This is a genomic window from Allomuricauda sp. NFXS6, from assembly GCF_040148835.1.
GTDB lineage: Bacteria > Bacteroidota > Bacteroidia > Flavobacteriales > Flavobacteriaceae > Flagellimonas.
Genome location: NZ_JAGEMG010000017.1, coordinates 47,696 through 64,755, shown reverse-complemented (window position 1 = coordinate 64,755; position 17,060 = coordinate 47,696). Strand labels below are relative to the sequence as shown.

16 protein-coding genes are annotated in these 17,060 nt (G+C 41.0%); 9 read left to right on the top strand and 7 right to left on the bottom strand.

What is annotated here, in order from left to right; translation table 11 throughout:
• The first annotated feature begins 731 nt into the window (after window positions 1-731).
• The 4 genes from thrS (at window position 732) to rplT (ending at window position 3,941) form a co-directional block, all read left to right on the top strand.
• Complete coding sequence (gene thrS / locus J4E06_RS18025) at window positions 732-2,672, top strand: threonine--tRNA ligase (protein ID WP_349525381.1); 1,941 nt, start codon at window positions 732-734, stop codon at window positions 2,670-2,672.
• Between the two features lie 36 nt (window positions 2,673-2,708).
• Window positions 2,709-3,260: a translation initiation factor IF-3 gene (infC, locus tag J4E06_RS18020; RefSeq protein ID WP_198519716.1), complete on the top strand. Its 552-nt coding sequence runs from the start codon at window positions 2,709-2,711 to the stop codon at window positions 3,258-3,260.
• 48 nt (window positions 3,261-3,308) lie between these two features.
• Window positions 3,309-3,506 carry a 50S ribosomal protein L35 gene (gene rpmI / locus J4E06_RS18015; protein ID WP_014033572.1) on the top strand — a complete coding sequence of 66 codons (198 nt, stop codon included), beginning with the start codon at window positions 3,309-3,311 and terminating at the stop codon, window positions 3,504-3,506.
• A 90-nt stretch (window positions 3,507-3,596) separates the two neighbouring features.
• Window positions 3,597-3,941, top strand: a complete 345-nt coding sequence (gene rplT, locus J4E06_RS18010; RefSeq protein ID WP_349525380.1) for a 50S ribosomal protein L20 — start codon at window positions 3,597-3,599, stop codon at window positions 3,939-3,941.
• A 79-nt stretch (window positions 3,942-4,020) separates the two neighbouring features.
• Here rplT and J4E06_RS18005 read toward each other — a convergent pair whose 3' ends face one another.
• Entirely contained in the window at window positions 4,021-5,565 is a 1,545-nt protein-coding gene (locus tag J4E06_RS18005) for a carboxypeptidase-like regulatory domain-containing protein (RefSeq protein WP_349525379.1), read from the bottom strand.
• A gap of 124 nt (window positions 5,566-5,689) precedes the next feature.
• Entirely contained in the window at window positions 5,690-6,112 is a 423-nt protein-coding gene (locus J4E06_RS18000; RefSeq protein ID WP_349525378.1) for a secondary thiamine-phosphate synthase enzyme YjbQ, read from the bottom strand.
• Window positions 6,113-6,211: 99 nt separating this feature from the next.
• On the opposite strand from J4E06_RS18000, the gene J4E06_RS17995 reads away from it, so the two are divergent.
• Window positions 6,212-7,003 carry an HAD family hydrolase gene (locus tag J4E06_RS17995; protein ID WP_349525377.1) on the top strand — a complete coding sequence of 264 codons (792 nt, stop codon included), beginning with the start codon at window positions 6,212-6,214 and terminating at the stop codon, window positions 7,001-7,003.
• A 90-nt stretch (window positions 7,004-7,093) separates the two neighbouring features.
• Window positions 7,094-7,981, top strand: a complete 888-nt coding sequence (locus J4E06_RS17990) for a dienelactone hydrolase family protein (RefSeq protein WP_349525376.1) — start codon at window positions 7,094-7,096, stop codon at window positions 7,979-7,981.
• Here the strand turns inward: J4E06_RS17990 and J4E06_RS17985 are convergent.
• The 5 genes from J4E06_RS17985 to tgt form a co-directional block, all read right to left on the bottom strand.
• On the bottom strand, window positions 7,978-9,252 hold the full coding sequence (locus J4E06_RS17985; protein ID WP_349525375.1) for an asparagine synthetase B: 1,275 nt from the start codon (window positions 9,250-9,252) through the stop codon (window positions 7,978-7,980). The two genes, J4E06_RS17990 and J4E06_RS17985, sit on opposite strands and share 4 nt — an antisense overlap.
• 13 nt (window positions 9,253-9,265) lie before the next feature.
• Window positions 9,266-10,813 carry a replicative DNA helicase gene (dnaB, locus tag J4E06_RS17980; protein ID WP_349525374.1) on the bottom strand — a complete coding sequence of 516 codons (1,548 nt, stop codon included), beginning with the start codon at window positions 10,811-10,813 and terminating at the stop codon, window positions 9,266-9,268.
• A 167-nt stretch (window positions 10,814-10,980) separates the two neighbouring features.
• On the bottom strand, window positions 10,981-11,934 hold the full coding sequence (locus J4E06_RS17975; protein WP_349525373.1) for an acetyl-CoA carboxylase carboxyltransferase subunit alpha: 954 nt from the start codon (window positions 11,932-11,934) through the stop codon (window positions 10,981-10,983).
• Window positions 11,935-12,048: 114 nt separating this feature from the next.
• Window positions 12,049-13,131, bottom strand: a complete 1,083-nt coding sequence (locus J4E06_RS17970; RefSeq protein WP_349525371.1) for an LptF/LptG family permease — start codon at window positions 13,129-13,131, stop codon at window positions 12,049-12,051.
• Window positions 13,131-14,261 (bottom strand): tRNA guanosine(34) transglycosylase Tgt, encoded by a 1,131-nt coding sequence (gene tgt / locus J4E06_RS17965; RefSeq protein WP_349525370.1) that lies wholly within the window; start codon window positions 14,259-14,261, stop codon window positions 13,131-13,133. The genes J4E06_RS17970 and tgt overlap by 1 nt, the downstream gene beginning before the upstream one ends.
• A 156-nt stretch (window positions 14,262-14,417) precedes the next feature.
• Here tgt and J4E06_RS17960 point away from each other — a divergent pair, with 156 nt between their 5' ends.
• From J4E06_RS17960 to J4E06_RS17950, 3 genes are read left to right on the top strand one after another with little or no spacing between them, the layout of a single operon-like run.
• Window positions 14,418-15,263: a transketolase gene (locus J4E06_RS17960; RefSeq protein ID WP_349525369.1), complete on the top strand. Its 846-nt coding sequence runs from the start codon at window positions 14,418-14,420 to the stop codon at window positions 15,261-15,263.
• Between the two features lie 17 nt (window positions 15,264-15,280).
• Window positions 15,281-16,234, top strand: a complete 954-nt coding sequence (locus J4E06_RS17955) for a transketolase family protein (protein WP_349525368.1) — start codon at window positions 15,281-15,283, stop codon at window positions 16,232-16,234.
• Window positions 16,235-16,286: 52 nt separating this feature from the next.
• Complete coding sequence (locus J4E06_RS17950) at window positions 16,287-16,898, top strand: outer membrane beta-barrel protein (RefSeq protein WP_349525367.1); 612 nt, start codon at window positions 16,287-16,289, stop codon at window positions 16,896-16,898.
• Window positions 16,899-17,060 lie beyond the last annotated feature (162 nt).

Sequence of the window (17,060 nt, the reverse complement as noted above, 5' to 3'; positions counted from 1 at the left end):
GATCAAACTCTTCATTGTATTTCCTTGAATGTCTGTCCGACACCCGGAAATCCGAGTCCCTGCATCAAAATGGTTCATTCTTAATTCTACGCTGTCGTTACAATATGTATATGAACTTCTTTTGTTTCAAAAAACCGAGTTAATCTTCTTAAAATCAATCTTCTCAGTTTCGCCTCTTCACCTCGTTGGTAAAGCGGCTGCAAATTTACAACTGTTTTCTAAACTGGCAAGCTTTTTTTGAAAAAAATTTCAAAACATTTTCTCAACCTTAAAAACAACCTTTTCACATGAACCTTCCCGTGCAACACCTTGGTGTTTTTCGGGCTGCAAATGTAAAACGGTTTTTTTGATTACACAATGCTTTTTTTGTGTTTTTTTAATCTTGTCGACTCGTCAAAACAGTATGTCAATAAGGTTATGAACTCACCGAAAAGCTAGCACTTTGCTGTTTTCGGGCTGCAAATGTAACATCATTCCAAAAACAAACAAGAGCTTTTTTTGACTTCTATGTATATTTACTTTCAACTCACTGAAACCGAAACACATAAAAATACAACTTTTTTAAAAATTACAAAAACATCTTTCCTTTTTCGATTCTTCAGTCTAAAAACCAATTGAACCCACCTTTATTATTGTAGAAAATTAGTATATATCCAAAAGTAAGTCTTGTAGCATCTATACAAGGTATTATCTTTGTCCTCTCGATTATAAAAAATAGAAGTTTAAACAACATGATAAAGATCACACTGCCTGATGGTGCTGTAAAAGAAGTTGAAAAGGGAACTACTCCTTTTTCCATTGCCCAAAGTATTAGCCAAGGGCTTGCGAGAAACGTTATTTCTGCAAAATTTAATGATACTACGGTTGAAACCACCACACCATTAACCGAAGATGGCAGATTGACCCTTTATACTTGGAACGATGATGAAGGCAAAAAAGCATTTTGGCACTCCTCCTCCCACGTTGTGGCCCAAGCATTGGAGGAACTTTATCCTGACATAAAGTTGACCATTGGTCCGGCTATAGAAAATGGATTCTATTATGATGTGGATTTTGGCGATGAAACCATTTCCGAAAAGGATTTTCCCAAAATCGAGAAAAAGGCTTTGGAAATTGCTAGAGGGAAACATGACTATAAGATGAGAAGTGTTTCTAAAGCCGATGCACTTTCCTATTATAAAGAACAAGGAAATGAGTACAAAGTGGAGCTCATCGAAAATCTTGATGACGGTACCATCACTTTTTGTGACCATAGCACATTTACCGATTTATGTCGCGGAGGGCATATTCCAAACACTGGCATCATTAAAGCAATAAAATTATTAAGTGTTGCGGGTGCTTATTGGAGAGGTGACGAAAACAATACGCAGTTGACTCGGGTTTACGGTATATCGTTCCCGAAACAAAAAGAACTTACGGAGTACCTTCAACTTTTGGAGGAGGCCAAAAAAAGAGATCACAGAAAACTAGGTAAGGAGCTCGAGCTTTTTACTTTTTCGCAGAAGGTAGGCCAAGGTCTTCCTTTATGGTTGCCCAATGGTGCCGCCCTGCGTGAACGCTTGGAACAGTTTTTAAAGAAAGCCCAAAAGAAAGCAGGCTATGAAATGGTGGTCACTCCTCATATTGGCCAAAAGGAACTTTATGTAACTTCCGGCCACTACGCAAAATATGGCGAGGATAGCTTCCAACCCATCCATACACCCAAAGAGGATGAAGAGTTTTTGTTGAAACCCATGAACTGCCCGCATCACTGTGAGATATACAACAGCCAACCGTTTAGTTATAAAGATTTACCGAAACGCTACGCCGAATTCGGTACCGTATATAGATATGAACAAAGTGGTGAATTACATGGACTAACAAGAGTAAGAGGGTTTACCCAAGATGATGCCCATATTTTCTGTACAACGGAACAATTAAACGATGAATTCAAAAATGTAATCGACCTTACCTTGTATGTATTGAATTCTTTAGGGTTTGAAGATTTTACTGCCCAAGTATCCGTAAGGGATTTGAACAATCCCGAAAAGTACATAGGAAATACTGATGATTGGGAAAAAGCGGAACAAGCTATCATTGATGCCGCAGAGGAAAAAGGTTTGAACTACGTGATTGAAAGCGGTGAAGCTGCTTTTTATGGCCCAAAGTTAGATTTTATGATCAAAGATGCCCTAGGAAGAAACTGGCAATTGGGTACCATTCAGGTGGATTACAATTTACCGAAGCGATTTGACCTTACCTATAAAGGAAGTGACAACGAACTGCACAGGCCCGTGATGATTCACCGTGCCCCTTTTGGAAGTATGGAACGATTTGTGGCGCTGTTGCTCGAACACACAGGCGGAAACTTCCCGTTATGGTTGATTCCAACGCAAGCTATCGTTCTGCCCGTCAGTGAGAAACACGAAAAATATGCCGAAAAAGTTTTGAATTCGTTAGAAAATCACGAAATTCGCGCGCTCATTGATAACAGGAACGAGACGGTAGGGAAGAAAATCCGTGAGGCAGAACTCAAAAAAATCCCTTTCATGATCATTGTTGGGGAACAGGAAGAGGAGTCTGCCAGCCTTTCTGTAAGAAGACATGGAGGTGAGGATTTGGGTAGTTTGAGCGTAGATACATTTTCGGACTTGGTAACTACTGAAATAAATAGTACCTTAAAGTCGTTCTAAAAAATTAAGTTTAATTAAAAAGTTTACGTCATAGCAATTAGAAGAAGATTTAGACCCCAACCTAGGAGGGAAAATAAAAACCCTCATAACATCAATGAGAAAATAAAAGCCCGAGAAGTACGGCTTGTCGGCGATAATGTTGAGATGGGTGTTTATCCCATTTCCAAAGCAAGGGAAATAGCCAACGAACAGGAGTTGGATTTGGTGGAAATTTCGCCAAATGCCGAACCCCCTGTTTGTAAGGTGATGGATTATAAAAAGTTTCTTTACGAACAAAAGAAACGCGACAAGGCCATGAAGGCCAAAGCAAGTAAAGTTGTCGTAAAGGAAATTAGGTTTGGACCGCAGACGGACGACCATGATTATGAATTCAAGAAAAGACATGCAGAAAAGTTCTTGAAAGATGGTGCCAAACTAAAAGCCTATGTATTCTTTAAAGGACGATCTATCGTTTATAAAGATCAAGGCGAAATATTATTGCTCCGACTCGCCCAAGAACTCGAAGAGCTTGGAAAGGTAGAGCAAATGCCTAAATTAGAAGGCAAGCGTATGACCATGTTCATTGCGCCCAAGACAAACAAAAAATAAAAACTGGACCCTGGTTCGGTATAATAAGCGGAGTTAAATACTAGGAAAATGCCTAAGATGAAAACAAAATCCAGTGCCAAGAAGCGTTTCAAGCTGACAGGAACTGGTAAAATCAAAAGAAAGCACGCTTTTAAGAGTCACATTTTGACTAAAAAATCTAAAAAGCGTAAGCTAAAGTTGACCCATTCCACTTTGGTTCACAAAGCGGATGAGGACAACATCAAAGAACAATTACGTTTAAAATAATTGTTCACCGGTACATTATTTATTAACCATGGAGTCGGGCCATAAAAGTTCTCAATAATTGAGACGCCTGCTACAAAAAAATGACACATTATGCCAAGATCAGTAAATTCAGTTGCTTCAAGAGCTAGAAGAAAAAAAGTGATGAAGCAAGCCAAAGGTTACTTTGGAAGACGTAAAAACGTTTGGACAGTAGCCAAAAATGCGGTAGAAAAAGCAATGCTTTATGCTTACCGCGATAGAAGAAACAAAAAACGTACGTTCCGTTCCCTATGGATTACCCGTATTAATGCTGGTGCCAGAATGCACGGAATGTCTTACTCTCAATTTATGGGTAAGGTGAAAGCCAATGGAATTGAACTTAACAGAAAAGTTCTTGCCGATTTGGCCATGAACCACCATGATGCTTTTAAAGCTATCGTTGAGAAAGTAAAATAAAAAAGTTAATATAAACTTACCCCGCTTATTTAGATCCCGCCTTGTGCGGGATCTTTTATTTTAAAACAGTAGCAGCTTTTTAGTCCAGTGTTTGCGTTTCCTTGAGCGGTGTGTTCATCCAATACCCCTCCATCGAGTTTAGGGACTCATTTGGAATTCTATTTTCAAACAATGGTTTGTTTCTGTCCATCTCAATGCCTTCCCCATCCAACTTATCCTCCGAAAGTATTTTTTGTGTAAAAAACTCCCTGAACTGCAGATAGGTCTTCGATTCCGAAACCCCCAATACATTGCCCTCGGTATCCTTGACCCCAATGACTGTGCAGACAATTTTATCAGCCTCTTTTCCTTTGTCATTGTTTTCCACCGCCTCATAGAACAACCTTTCCATTCTTTCCGATTTGAACAGTGGTTTTAAAACTACTTGCTTTTCTGTCCCATACACCCTTAAGACTTGCACATGGATATTACTGTTTCTAAAAAACAACTCGTAATTCTCCGGTGCCTTGGCCGACTCAAAATCCAAATCCTTATTGAAATCAATCACGATCATCCGATTTTCCATATCCATATAAGTTTTGTTTATCACAAATGTCGGGGGCAGTTTCACCTTAAAACTATTGCTAAAGGACAAGTAGCTCAAGTACATCTTACCCTGATGGGGCCGATACTCGGAATGTATTTCAAAGATACGTTTTGATTGGTCCGATTGATACGCTTCGTACTGCAAACCATAGATAGCAAAGTCTTTTTTGGAAACCATCATCTGGCCTTTGGTATAAACACCGTTTATTTTGGTTTTAAAATTGATTGCATACAACCACTTCCCATCCAGATAAACATCGTCTGACAAGGTAAAATCATGGTTCTGGATAAAATCTTTTTTCATTTCATCTATAAAGGAGTACGACACCTGATCGTAATTACGGATAGCGTCGTGAACCCTTAGAATAATCAGTTCATTACCATTGTAAGCAGGGAGAACCCCTTTTTCCAAAACTTTATTCCTTTTCAAATAGTCGTAGGACCCGCTCGATATACTATCGCGTGGAAAATCTTGATTTTTTACTAATCTATAGATTCTAAAATCAGTAGTCTTTAAATCTCTTTGATCAAACCCTTTGTCCTGTATTTCAACAATAGCTTCATTAAGATTTACATATTTTGAATTGTCTTGCTGGTAGTCCCGATAATACCCCACCATTGCAAAAGGGTTGGTTGAAAAGTTATCGGGTATTGTCCTTATGGCCTTCCTGACTATTTTTTTTGCGCTATATCTATTCTTGTACCCTACAACAGTTGCTTCTTGGAGCTCAATGGTTTTGGGCTCAATATAAATTATGTTCACTATGTCTTCTAAAAGATTGTCTGTGGGAACAATAAGAGATCCGTACCCCATGGATGAAATAATTAGTTCATCGTATTGGTTTTTGAATTCAATAGGAATTCGAAAACCTCCGTCTTCGTTGGAGATTACTCCCTTGGAAGAACCTTTTAATACGATGCTGGCAAAAACAACGGGGTTTTTGTTGACAGAATCCAGCAGCTTACCTTGCACAAATTCTTGGGAAAACACACCTAAAGGGCCCAATACTAAAAGAAGAAGTATAAAGATTCTTTGCATAAAAATATAATACTATTGAACACCCACTGCTAAAAAACAACTCGAATCACATCAACTCACTTTTAACCGATATCTATTGGCAAGTCATAAGTTATATCCTAAAAATACCGAAAAATATCACCAATCAGTTTCCATAAGCCGTAATCACCAACTTTCTACCTGAAGCATGATTTCGATGCTCGCATAGATAAATCCCTTGCCAAATCCCCATATTCAAACTGCCCTGAGTAATCGGTACCTGAATCGAAGCTCCCATCAATGAAGCTTTGATGTGGGCAGGCATATCGTCCGGACCTTCGTAATTGTGTACATAATACGGTGCATTTTCAGGAACCATTTTGTTGATATGGCTCTCAAAATCCGTTCGTACCGTTGGGTCTGCATTTTCATTAATGGTCAAGCTGGCCGAAGTATGTTTAATAAACACTTGAAGAAACCCGGTTTTGATTTTTCGAATTTCTGGCAATGCATCAATAACCGTGTCGGTAATCAAATGAAACCCTCTTGAATAGGATCGTAATTGTATTTCTTTCTGATAAAAATTCATGTACAAGAAAATCTTTGCCAACGAAATTAATATAAAGTTTACCAAAACAAGGGTTCAGTTCGGTCAATAACAAATAACTTTGCAACTTAATTACTTTGCATGGACCTATCTCAGATAAAAATGGTGGTTACCGATATGGATGGAACGTTGTTGAACTCCAAACATGAAGTAAGCCCCCGATTTTTTGAAATCTACGAAGAACTCAAAAAGAAAAACATTGCATTTGTTGCCGCAAGTGGAAGACAGTACCATAGCATGGTCGATAAATTGGAGTCCATCAAAAATGAAATCTTGGTCATTGCAGAAAATGGAGCATTGATCAGAAAACAAGAGGAAACCCTACTTACCACACCCATCAATAAATCGGAAGTACTTCGTATTCTAGATACCGTACGTCCATTGGATAATGTACACCCTGTACTCTGTTGCCAAAACAATGCCTATGTTGGAGGAGATTCCAACGAATTCTTGGAAATGCTCCGTGAATATTATTCCGAGTTTGAGATTGTTGAAGACCAAAAACAGGTTAACGAGCAAGTGCTAAAAATAGCCATTTACCATTTTGAAAATTCCGAGAAGCATATATACCCCCACGTAAAACATTTGGAAGGTGATTTGAAGGTAAAGGTCTCAGGAGCCAACTGGGTAGATGTCTCCGATTTGAATGCTCATAAAGGGTATGCACTTAAAAAAGTGATGGACGACTATCAAATTGCATCCAACGAAATTATGGTCTTTGGCGATTACAACAACGATTTAGAGATGTTACAGCTCTCCGATTATAGCTTTGCCATGGCCAATGCCCATCCCAACGTGCTAAAAACAGCCAAATTCAGCACCCACAGTAATGACGATTTCGGTGTAGAGCGGGTTTTGGAGAAGTTGATTTAGCAACAATATCCTATCCATTTGTCTTATCCTGAGTTATTTGCTTTTGTAAAATTTGTACCTTAAAAGGCAAAACACAAAAGCAACACTACTATGGTACCCGTAAAAAAAGAACAGATCAAACAAGAAGTCTTTGACCTTTACGACAAATACGCCCACAACCAATTGGACCGAAGGGAGTTTATGGAAAAACTCTCGGTGTATGCCGTTGGGGGTATTACCATGGCTTCCTTGATGAGCTTTATTATGCCCAATTATAAGGACACTCTGCTGGTATCACCCAACGATCCCGATTTGGATTCCAATTTTATCACCTACAATTCGCCGAAAGGTGGTGGTGAAATCAAAGGATTGTTATCCAAACCAAAAGATAGTAAAGGCAAAATGGGCGGTGTCGTGGTCGTGCACGAAAACCGAGGCCTCAACCCTTATATTGAAGATGTGGGAAGACGAGCTGCCAAAGCAGGATTTATTTCATTGGCGCCAGATGCTTTGACACCACTAGGTGGTTATCCCGGTAATGATGATGAGGGCAGAACACTGCAAAGGCAAAGGGACCGCAATGAAATGCTGGAAGATTTCATCGCCGCCTATGATTATCTTAAAAATCATGAGGATTGCAATGGCAAGGTAGGTGTGGTCGGATTTTGTTTTGGTGGATGGATTTCCAATATGATGGCCGTAAAAGTTCCCGATTTGGCCGCAGCCGTTCCGTTTTATGGCAGTCAACCCGCAGATGAAGAAGTGGTACAGATCAATACGCCTTTATTGATTCATTATGCGGGATTGGATGAAAGAGTAAATGCCGGATGGGAAGATTATGAAGCCAAACTGAAAGAACTCGACAAAGAATACGAGGTTCATTTTTACCCTGATGTCAACCACGGGTTCCACAACAATACCACACCACGTTTTGATAAAGCTTCAGCCGATTTGGCTTGGAAAAGAACCATCGATTTCTTTAAAGAACACTTGACTTAGGTCTTCTGTTTCTTTTTGCGAGCAGCGGGAAACAAGACGTTGTTCAAAATTAATCGGTACCCCGGTGAGGTTGGATGAAGGTCCAGTTCCGTTTTGGGGTCCCCCACCCTATGCTGATAATCTTCAGGGTCGTGACCTCCATAAAAGGTAAAGAAGCCCTTTCCTTTGATACCATGGATGTATCTGGCCTCCCCATTGATTTTGTTTTCGCCCAACACCATTACCGTAGGTTTTATTTGATTACGTGTATAGGCCGTGGTCTGCCCCATAAATCCTTTGACCAGACTGGTATGGTTTTGCGTCAACATTGTGGGTACTGGGTCCCATTTGGCCGAAAATTCCATCAAAGAAAAATAATCCGACTCCTTGGGAACATTTGCTCTTTTGTTCGTCATATCGATGGATGAGAACTCATACCGGATGGGATTGCGTTCCAAGGTAAAATTGGTAAAGGCAAACGTATTGCTAAAATCCAGTTTGGCCTGATAGTTCGCATCCGAAGGGTCACCATCGAACATAGGCTCACAAATATCCACCTTCTCAGCGGCCAAGGCAATATCAAAACTATCGGTTGCGGAACACATGGCGAACATAAAACCACCTCCAATCACATAATTCCTGATTTTTAGTGCTACGGCCAATTTCTCCTCGGACACTTTGGAATAGCCCAAGCTTTGAGCAAGTGCTTCTGCATTGGCTTTGTCTTCAATATACCAAGGAGCAGCTCGGTAATGCCCATAAAAACGCCCGTACTGCCCAGTAAAATCTTCGTGGTGCAAGTGCAACCAATCATATAGCGCCAATTTGTCGCCCAATACTTCGGTGTCGTAAATAGTGGTATAAGGGATTTCCGCATAGGTTAGCACCATGGTCACGGCATCGTCCCAAGGTTGGTTCCCCTTTGGGGAATACACGGCAATCTTGGGGGCTTTTTCCAGAATAATGGCATCTTGATTTTGGGACGGACTGCTGATATCCTCCAAAATTTGAGCTGCTTGGCCATCCGAAAGCACTTCAAAAGAAACGCCCCGGATTTGACATTCTTTGCGAATTGCATCGCCATCGGGCAGCATAAATGAACCGCCTCGATAGTTGAGCAGCCATTGTACTTTTTGCTGTTTGGCAAGTACCCAATAGGTAATCCCGTAAGCTTTTAAATGATTTTTTTGTCCCTCATCATCCATAGGTATCAAGATTACGGAAGCAAAAGATTGTAAGGAAAATAAGAGTGTAATAAAAAAGAGACCTCTCGACTTCGCTCGAGGTGACATTACTTGGAATAATTTAAAAAGGTACATCATTATCATCTGGGTCATCATCACTGTTCATTGCGCTACCAAATGCATCATCCGTACTCGGAAGGTTTGGTGTTGCAAAGGGATTTTCTTCGTCCGCATTCATCTTCGATTGGAATTCGAATGGGGAATCAAAGTCATCCAAGTTATCAAATTTACCCAGAGCACCCACAAATTTTAACCTAATATTTTCTAAACCTCCGTTACGGTGCTTAGCTACTATAAACTCTGCTTGACCTTGTGTGGGTGTGCGCTCCTCATCGTCCCACTCGTCAATTTTATAATATTCCGGCCTGTAAATAAAGGAAACAATATCTGCATCCTGTTCAATCGCTCCAGATTCCCTCAAATCCGAAAGGATAGGTCGCTTGCTACCTCCACGGGTCTCAACGGCCCTCGAAAGCTGAGAAAGTGCGATTACAGGAACATTGAGCTCCTTGGCCAATGCTTTTAAGTTCCTTGAAATGGTAGAGATTTCCTGTTCACGGTTCCCTCCTTTTTGGCTTCCCCCTGCGGTCATCAATTGCAAATAATCAATTACGATAAGCCTGATGTTGTGCTGTGAGGCCAATCGTCTTGCTTTGGCCCGCAAGTCAAAAATGGAAAGTGATGGGGTATCGTCAATAAACAATGGCGCTTTTTCCAAGGTCTTCACCTTAACATTTAATTGCTCCCATTCGTGTTTTTCGAGTTTTCCGGTCCTTAGTTTTTCCGAAGACAGCCCGGTTTCTGAAGAAATCAAACGGGTAATCAACTGTACAGATGACATCTCCAAAGAGAAGAATGCCACAGGAATTTCCGAGTTTACCGCGATATTACGTGCCATGGAAAGTGTTAGCGCGGTTTTACCCATACCTGGACGTGCCGCCACAATGATCAAGTCACTCGGCTGCCAACCGGAAGTAAGTCTGTCCAACTTATCAAAACCAGATGGTATCCCGCTCAATCCTTCCTTATTGGAAATTTCCTCAATTCGTTTTTTCGCCTGAATCACTAAATTCTGGGCAGTTTCGGCAGAACGTTTTAGATTTCCTTGGGTAACCTCGTACAATTTTGCCTCCGCATTGTCCAAAAGGTCAAAAACGTCGGTTGCATCGCTGTAAGCCTCCTCAATAATATCGTTGGATATTTTTATCAGGCTTCGTTGAATGTATTTTTGAAGAATAATTCTAGCGTGAAACTCAATATGTGCCGATGAAGCTACTTTTTGGGTGAGTTTTATCAAATAAAAATCACCTCCGACCGCTTCTAGCTTGCCATCCTTCTTCAATTGTGCAGAAACAGTTAATAAATCCACCGGTTCAGAAGTTTCGAACAAATTGAAAATGGCTTCGTAAATATATTTATGGGAATCCTTGTAGAAAACATCGGGATGAAGAATATCGATAACCTCATCTACACCCTTTTTGTCAATCATCATAGCTCCCAGCACAACTTCCTCTAAATCAACTGCTTGAGGTGGTATTTTACCTTTTTCAAGATTGATGAGGGCGGATTTGTCCACACGATGTCCTGCGATGGGGCTAGGTTTTTCCATGAATGCGAAAGTAGCTAATTAACCTTTAGTTAACTTTAATTTAGACGGATACGATTTCCACAGGTACTCAACAATTTGGATGTTGATAACTTCAAATACCTGTTAATAACATAAAAAAAATCAAGGATATAACCTAATGAAAAAGATGAACCCCTGAAAAACAAGATTTATTCGCTGAAAACACCCATATCCGCATATTTTTCCATACGGGTTTTCACCAATTCTTTTGGTGATAACTTTTTGAGTTCTTCAAAATGAGAAGAAATTTTGTTCGCGACCGTTTCAAACGTTTTTGCCCTATTGGTATGTGCACCACCCAAAGGTTCTTTCACAATCTCATCGACCAATCCCTGTTTTTTCATATCGGTAGCGGTCAATTTTAGTGATTCGGCAGCCTGTTCTTTGTATTCCCAGCTCCTCCAAAGTATAGAAGAACAAGATTCCGGAGATATTACGGAGTACCACGTGTTTTCCAACATTAGTACCTTATCTCCCACTCCAATGCCCAAAGCACCTCCTGAGGCTCCTTCTCCGATAATTATTACAATAATCGGTACTTTAAGCCGCGTCATTTCCAAAATATTACGTGCAATGGCCTCTCCTTGACCGCGTTCCTCTGCTTCAATACCTGGGTAAGCGCCTGGAGTATCCACAAAACAGACAACGGGTATCTTGAATTTTTCCGCGGACTTCATCAAACGAAGTGCTTTTCTGTAACCTTCAGGGTTTGCCATGCCAAAATTACGGTACTGGCGGGTTTTGGTGTTGTATCCTTTTTGCTGACCAATAAACATATAGCTTTGGTCTCCAATTTTCCCAAGTCCACCCACCATAGCCTTGTCATCCTTTACATTTCTGTCTCCATGGAGCTCCAAGAAGGTATCTCCACAAATGGCATTGATGTAATCCATGGTATAGGGACGGCTGGGATGTCTTGACAATTGTACTTTTTGCCAAGCGGTAAGGTTTTTATAGATATCCTTGCGTGTCTGTGCAAGTTTTTTTTCGATTTGTGCACACGTTTCTGTAACGTCCACATCACTTTCTTCCCCAATTACCATACATTTTTGAAGTTGCTCTTCAAGTTCTTTGATGGGGAGTTCAAATTCTAGATATTCCATGGGAAGTCTTTTATTTTCACGAAAAACAATGGGGACAAATATATAACATTATGGGATACTCCCATGAAATATACAAGTCTTTTATGGTCAACAATATACATGATTATTGATGAATTATCGCTTGGCTTTCATGAGCATATAAACGGCAAAAACACCAAAAATAAGGTTGGGTATTACTACGGCCAATAAGGGCGAAAAGCCGGATTGCTCCGCCAAGGTACCAAACACTTTATCAAAAAATATATACACAAAGGCAACACCGATACCGAAGGCCAAATTAAGGCCCATTCCACCTCTACGCTTCATAGAGGATACGGCAACCGCGATTACGGTAAGTATGAATGCCGCAATGGGCAAGGCCCATCGTTTATATTTTACCAAGACGTAGGCATTGATGTTGGATGCGCCCTTTCTACGTTGATCCTCGATAAAATCGTTGAGTTCAAAAAGGTTTTTGGTCTCCGCCACATAGGAAACTGGGGTAAGGTCATCAATTTGGAAGGAGAAAACTGTATCCAGCCTGCGCTTTGCATTGATATATTCGGTTTCGTTCCTGATCTTTCGTTTTTCATAGTTGGTCAACCGATAAATACTATCATCCGCTACCCATCGAATATTACTGGCTGAAATTTTATAATCCAACTTGCCTATAGAATCAAAATGTTCGTAGGTAAAATTGTAACCTATTTGGCGGTTGGGGTCAAAACTACTCACGTAGATATAGTCGCTCTCATTCAATTGGTTAAAGATATTCTCCGTAACCCTGGTCTGTTTACCTTTTTTAAAGTATTTGTACTCAAACTCGTTAAACCCGATACTGGCATGGGGCACAATGAACATACCCATCATAAAGATTAGGATGGCAACCATGGTCGCTCCCACAAAATAGGGTCGTAAAAACCGCCCAAAAGACACGCCAGAACTCAAAATAGCGACAATCTCTGTATTACTGGCCAGTTTGGATGTAAAAAATATAATGGATAGGAAAAGAAAAATGGGCAGTAACAAATTCCCGATAACCAAAGTAAAGTTACCATAGAATGCGATTACTTCGGCCAATGGAGCTTCATTGTCGATAATCTTGCCGATTTTCTCTGCCAAGTTGGCCATGATCCCGATAGGAACAAACAACAAGAGCATTCCCATAAAGGTGATCAGGTACCGTTTTAAAATGTATCTATCGAGTATGGTAAACATTATAGTCTTTTATCCATTTGGTTGACCATTTTGGTCTTCCACTCCAAAAAGTCTCCGGCTAAAATACGTTCTCTAGCTGTACGCACCAACCATAAATAAAAACCAAGGTTGTGGATAGTGGCAATTTGCTTGCCCAAATATTCGTTAGCGGCAAACAAATGACGTAAATACGCCTTGGAATATTCGGTATCCACAAAGGTTATTCCCATTTCATCAATTGGGGAAAAATCGTTCTCCCATTTTTTGTTTTTGATGTTGATGGTCCCGTGTGCCGTGAACAGCATTCCGTTTCGTGCATTACGGGTGGGCATCACACAATCGAACATATCCACTCCCAACGCAATATTCTCCAAAATATTGATCGGGGTGCCTACGCCCATCAAATATCTTGGTTTGTCCTCTGGCAAAATATCACATACAATCTCGGCCATTTCGTACATTTCCTCGGCAGGCTCCCCTACGGAAAGTCCACCAATGGCATTCCCCTCCGCACCTGATGATGCAATATATTCTGCGGATTGCCTCCTCAAATCTTTATAAGTGGATCCTTGTACAATCGGGAAAAAAGTTTGAGAATAATCGTAGGTATAGGGAAGCTTCTCCAAATGGTTGATGCATCTGTCCAACCACCTATGCGTCATGTGCATGGAGCGCTTGGCATACTGGTAATCGCAGGGATACGGAGTACACTCATCAAAGGCCATAATAATGTCCGCGCCGATGGTGCGTTGTATTTCCATCACGTTCTCCGGAGTAAAAAAGTGACGAGATCCATCAATATGGGATTTAAACTTTACGCCTTCTTCCTTAATCTTTCTGTTATCAGACAATGAGTAGACTTGATACCCGCCACTATCCGTCAAAATGGGGCGGTCCCAACCCATAAATTTATGGAGTCCCCCGGCTTCTTGTAGAATTCCAGTTCCAGGCCTTAAAAAAAGATGATAGGTGTTTCCTAAAATAATATCGGGATTTATTTCATCCTTCAACTCTCTTTGGTGAACCCCTTTTACCGAGGCCACCGTGCCCACGGGCATAAATATCGGAGTTTCGATAGAGCCATGGTCAGTGGTCAATTTCCCCGCCCTGGCTTTGCTTTTGTTGTCCTTTTGTACTAAGGTAAAATCCAATTGTTCGTTTTAGAACCGCAAATATAACCAACTCTGTTTCGTTGTTCCTTAACAAAAAAATAAAGTTTCCGAAACCAAGACGGTTAATAAATGTATTTTAAACACTTGTTTTCTACGAATAATGCAATTACATTTGGTATCAAAATTATTGACACGATGCCGAACACGCAAGAATTACAGGACCTGGTAGTACAGGTAAGAAGGGACATTTTACGAATGGTCCACAAGGTAAATTCGGGTCACCCAGGAGGTTCTTTGGGCTGTACCGAGTTTTTTGTAGCACTCTACAACGAAGTAATGGATTTAAAGGATGGGTTTGATATGGATGGAATCGGAGAAGATCTCTTCTTCTTGTCCAACGGACACATTTCTCCGGTTTTTTACAGTGTTTTAGCCCGAAGAGGTTATTTCCCAATTGAGGAATTGAACACTTTTAGATTGATAGATTCCAGATTACAGGGACACCCCACGACCCACGAGGGATTGCCCGGAGTACGTGTGGCATCAGGCTCATTGGGACAGGGAATGTCGGTAGCCATCGGTGCAGCACTTGCCAAAAAATTGAACGGTGACGATCATTTGGTGTTCAGTCTTCATGGGGATGGTGAATTGCAAGAAGGCCAAAACTGGGAGGCAATAATGTACGCTGCTGGTAACAAGGTGGATAATTTGATTTCCACAGTGGACCGCAATGGCCAACAGATTGACGGCGCCACCGAAGATGTGCTTCCTATTGGTGATGTTGCCGAGAAATTCCGAGTATTTGGATGGGATGTCCTGGAAATTGAAAACGGAAACGACCTAAAGCAAGTTATCGCTGGCTTGAACGAAGCAAAAAGCAGAACGGGCAAAGGAAAACCTGTTTGTATTGTAATGACCACCGAAATGGGGAATGGCGTAGACTTTATGATGCACACGCATGCATGGCACGGGAAAGCTCCGAGCGATGAACAATTGGCCACCGCATTGGAACAGAACCCGGAGACTTTAGGCGATTACTAATCTTAGAATAAAAGACAATGACTAAATATACAGATCAAGGAAAACAAGACACCCGCAGCGGATATGGAGCGGGAATGACAGAACTGGGAAGAACCAATCCCAATGTGGTATCGTTATGTGCCGACCTTGTTGGATCATTAAAGATTGACACGTTTATCGAGGAAAATCCAGAGCGGTTCTTCCAAGTAGGTATTGCAGAAGCCAATATGATGGGCATAGCCGCAGGTTTGACCATTGGGGGAAAAATCCCATTTGCTTCAACCTTTGCAAATTTTGCCACGGGCCGTGTGTACGATCAAATCCGTCAATCCATTGCATATTCGGGTAAAAACGTAAAAATATGTGCTTCGCACGCTGGATTGACCTTGGGTGAAGATGGTGCCACCCACCAAATTTTGGAAGATATCGGTTTGATGAAGATGTTGCCTGGTATGACGGTCATCAATCCATGTGATTTTAACCAGACCAAAGCAGCTACCATTGCCATTGCAGAGCACCACGGACCGGTTTACCTACGTTTTGGACGCCCTAAGGTAGCCAACTTTACACCAGTGGACCAAAAATTTGAAATTGGCAAAGCTCTAATGCTCAATGAGGGGACCGATGTGACCATTATTGCCACAGGACATTTGGTGTGGCAATCGCTACTTGCGGCAGAAACGTTGGAGAGCCAAGGAATTTCTGCAGAGGTAATCAATATACACACCATAAAGCCTTTGGATGACAAAGCTATTTTGGACTCCGTAAAGAAAACGGGGTGTGTAGTTACCGCCGAAGAACACAATTATTTAGGAGGACTTGGAGAAAGTGTTGCCCGTGTATTGGCAAGCCACCACCCTACCCCTCAAGAGTTTGTGGCAACCCAGGACACCTTTGGTGAAAGTGGAACGCCCGAACAGTTAATGGAGAAGTACGGTTTGAACAATAAAGCCATAGAAAAGGCCGTTTTAAAAGTGTTGAAACGTAAATAGTTTCAGGTACCTCTTTTGGGAGGTATTTCAACCTTTTAAAAAGAACACTTTTATGAAAAAAACTTTTCTAGTAGTAGCATTTGCCCTAATCGGTTCTTCTGCCATGGCACAAAGCGGCTCAGGTTTTGGAGTCAAAGCTGGTTTATCTTACAATAAAAATGGAGATTTGATCAGTTCTGTTGGTGATGGCGGTCAAGATATCGTCGAAGGTGCCAGCGGTAAAGCAGGTTATCATTTTGGTTTCTGGGGTAAATTGGATTTCCCTAAGATTTATCTAAGACCCGAACTGGTGTATTCCAAAACAAAGAGTTCCTACGATATTGATGGTGATTCACAAGATTACGATGTGTCCAAATTGGACATGCCCGTACTTTTGGGGTATAAATTGATTGGACCCCTGCATATTTTTGCAGGTCCTGCATTCCAATATACCCTTAAGAACGATTTGGAAGGTTTGACGGTCGAAGATGTAGAAAACGACTTTACCGTGGGATTGAATGCGGGCGTAGGTGTAAATCTCGGAAGACTGGGATTGGACGTAAGGTACGAAAGAGGATTCTCTGAGAACGAAGCAGAAATTATTGGCGACAATATCACCGATGTATCTGGTCGAGTAGATTCCAGACCTTCGCAGATTATTTTTGCACTTTCGCTTAAATTGTAGCTTATAATTTATTTAATAAATACAAGAGGTCTAAAAAGTCTTCATAACTTGATTTGTCAGGTTGAGCCCGTCGAAACCGATATTGATTATCAGTAAGTTGAAAATATTTCGACAAGCTCAATATGACATCGCCTTACTTTTTAGACCTTTTTAGTTTTATAT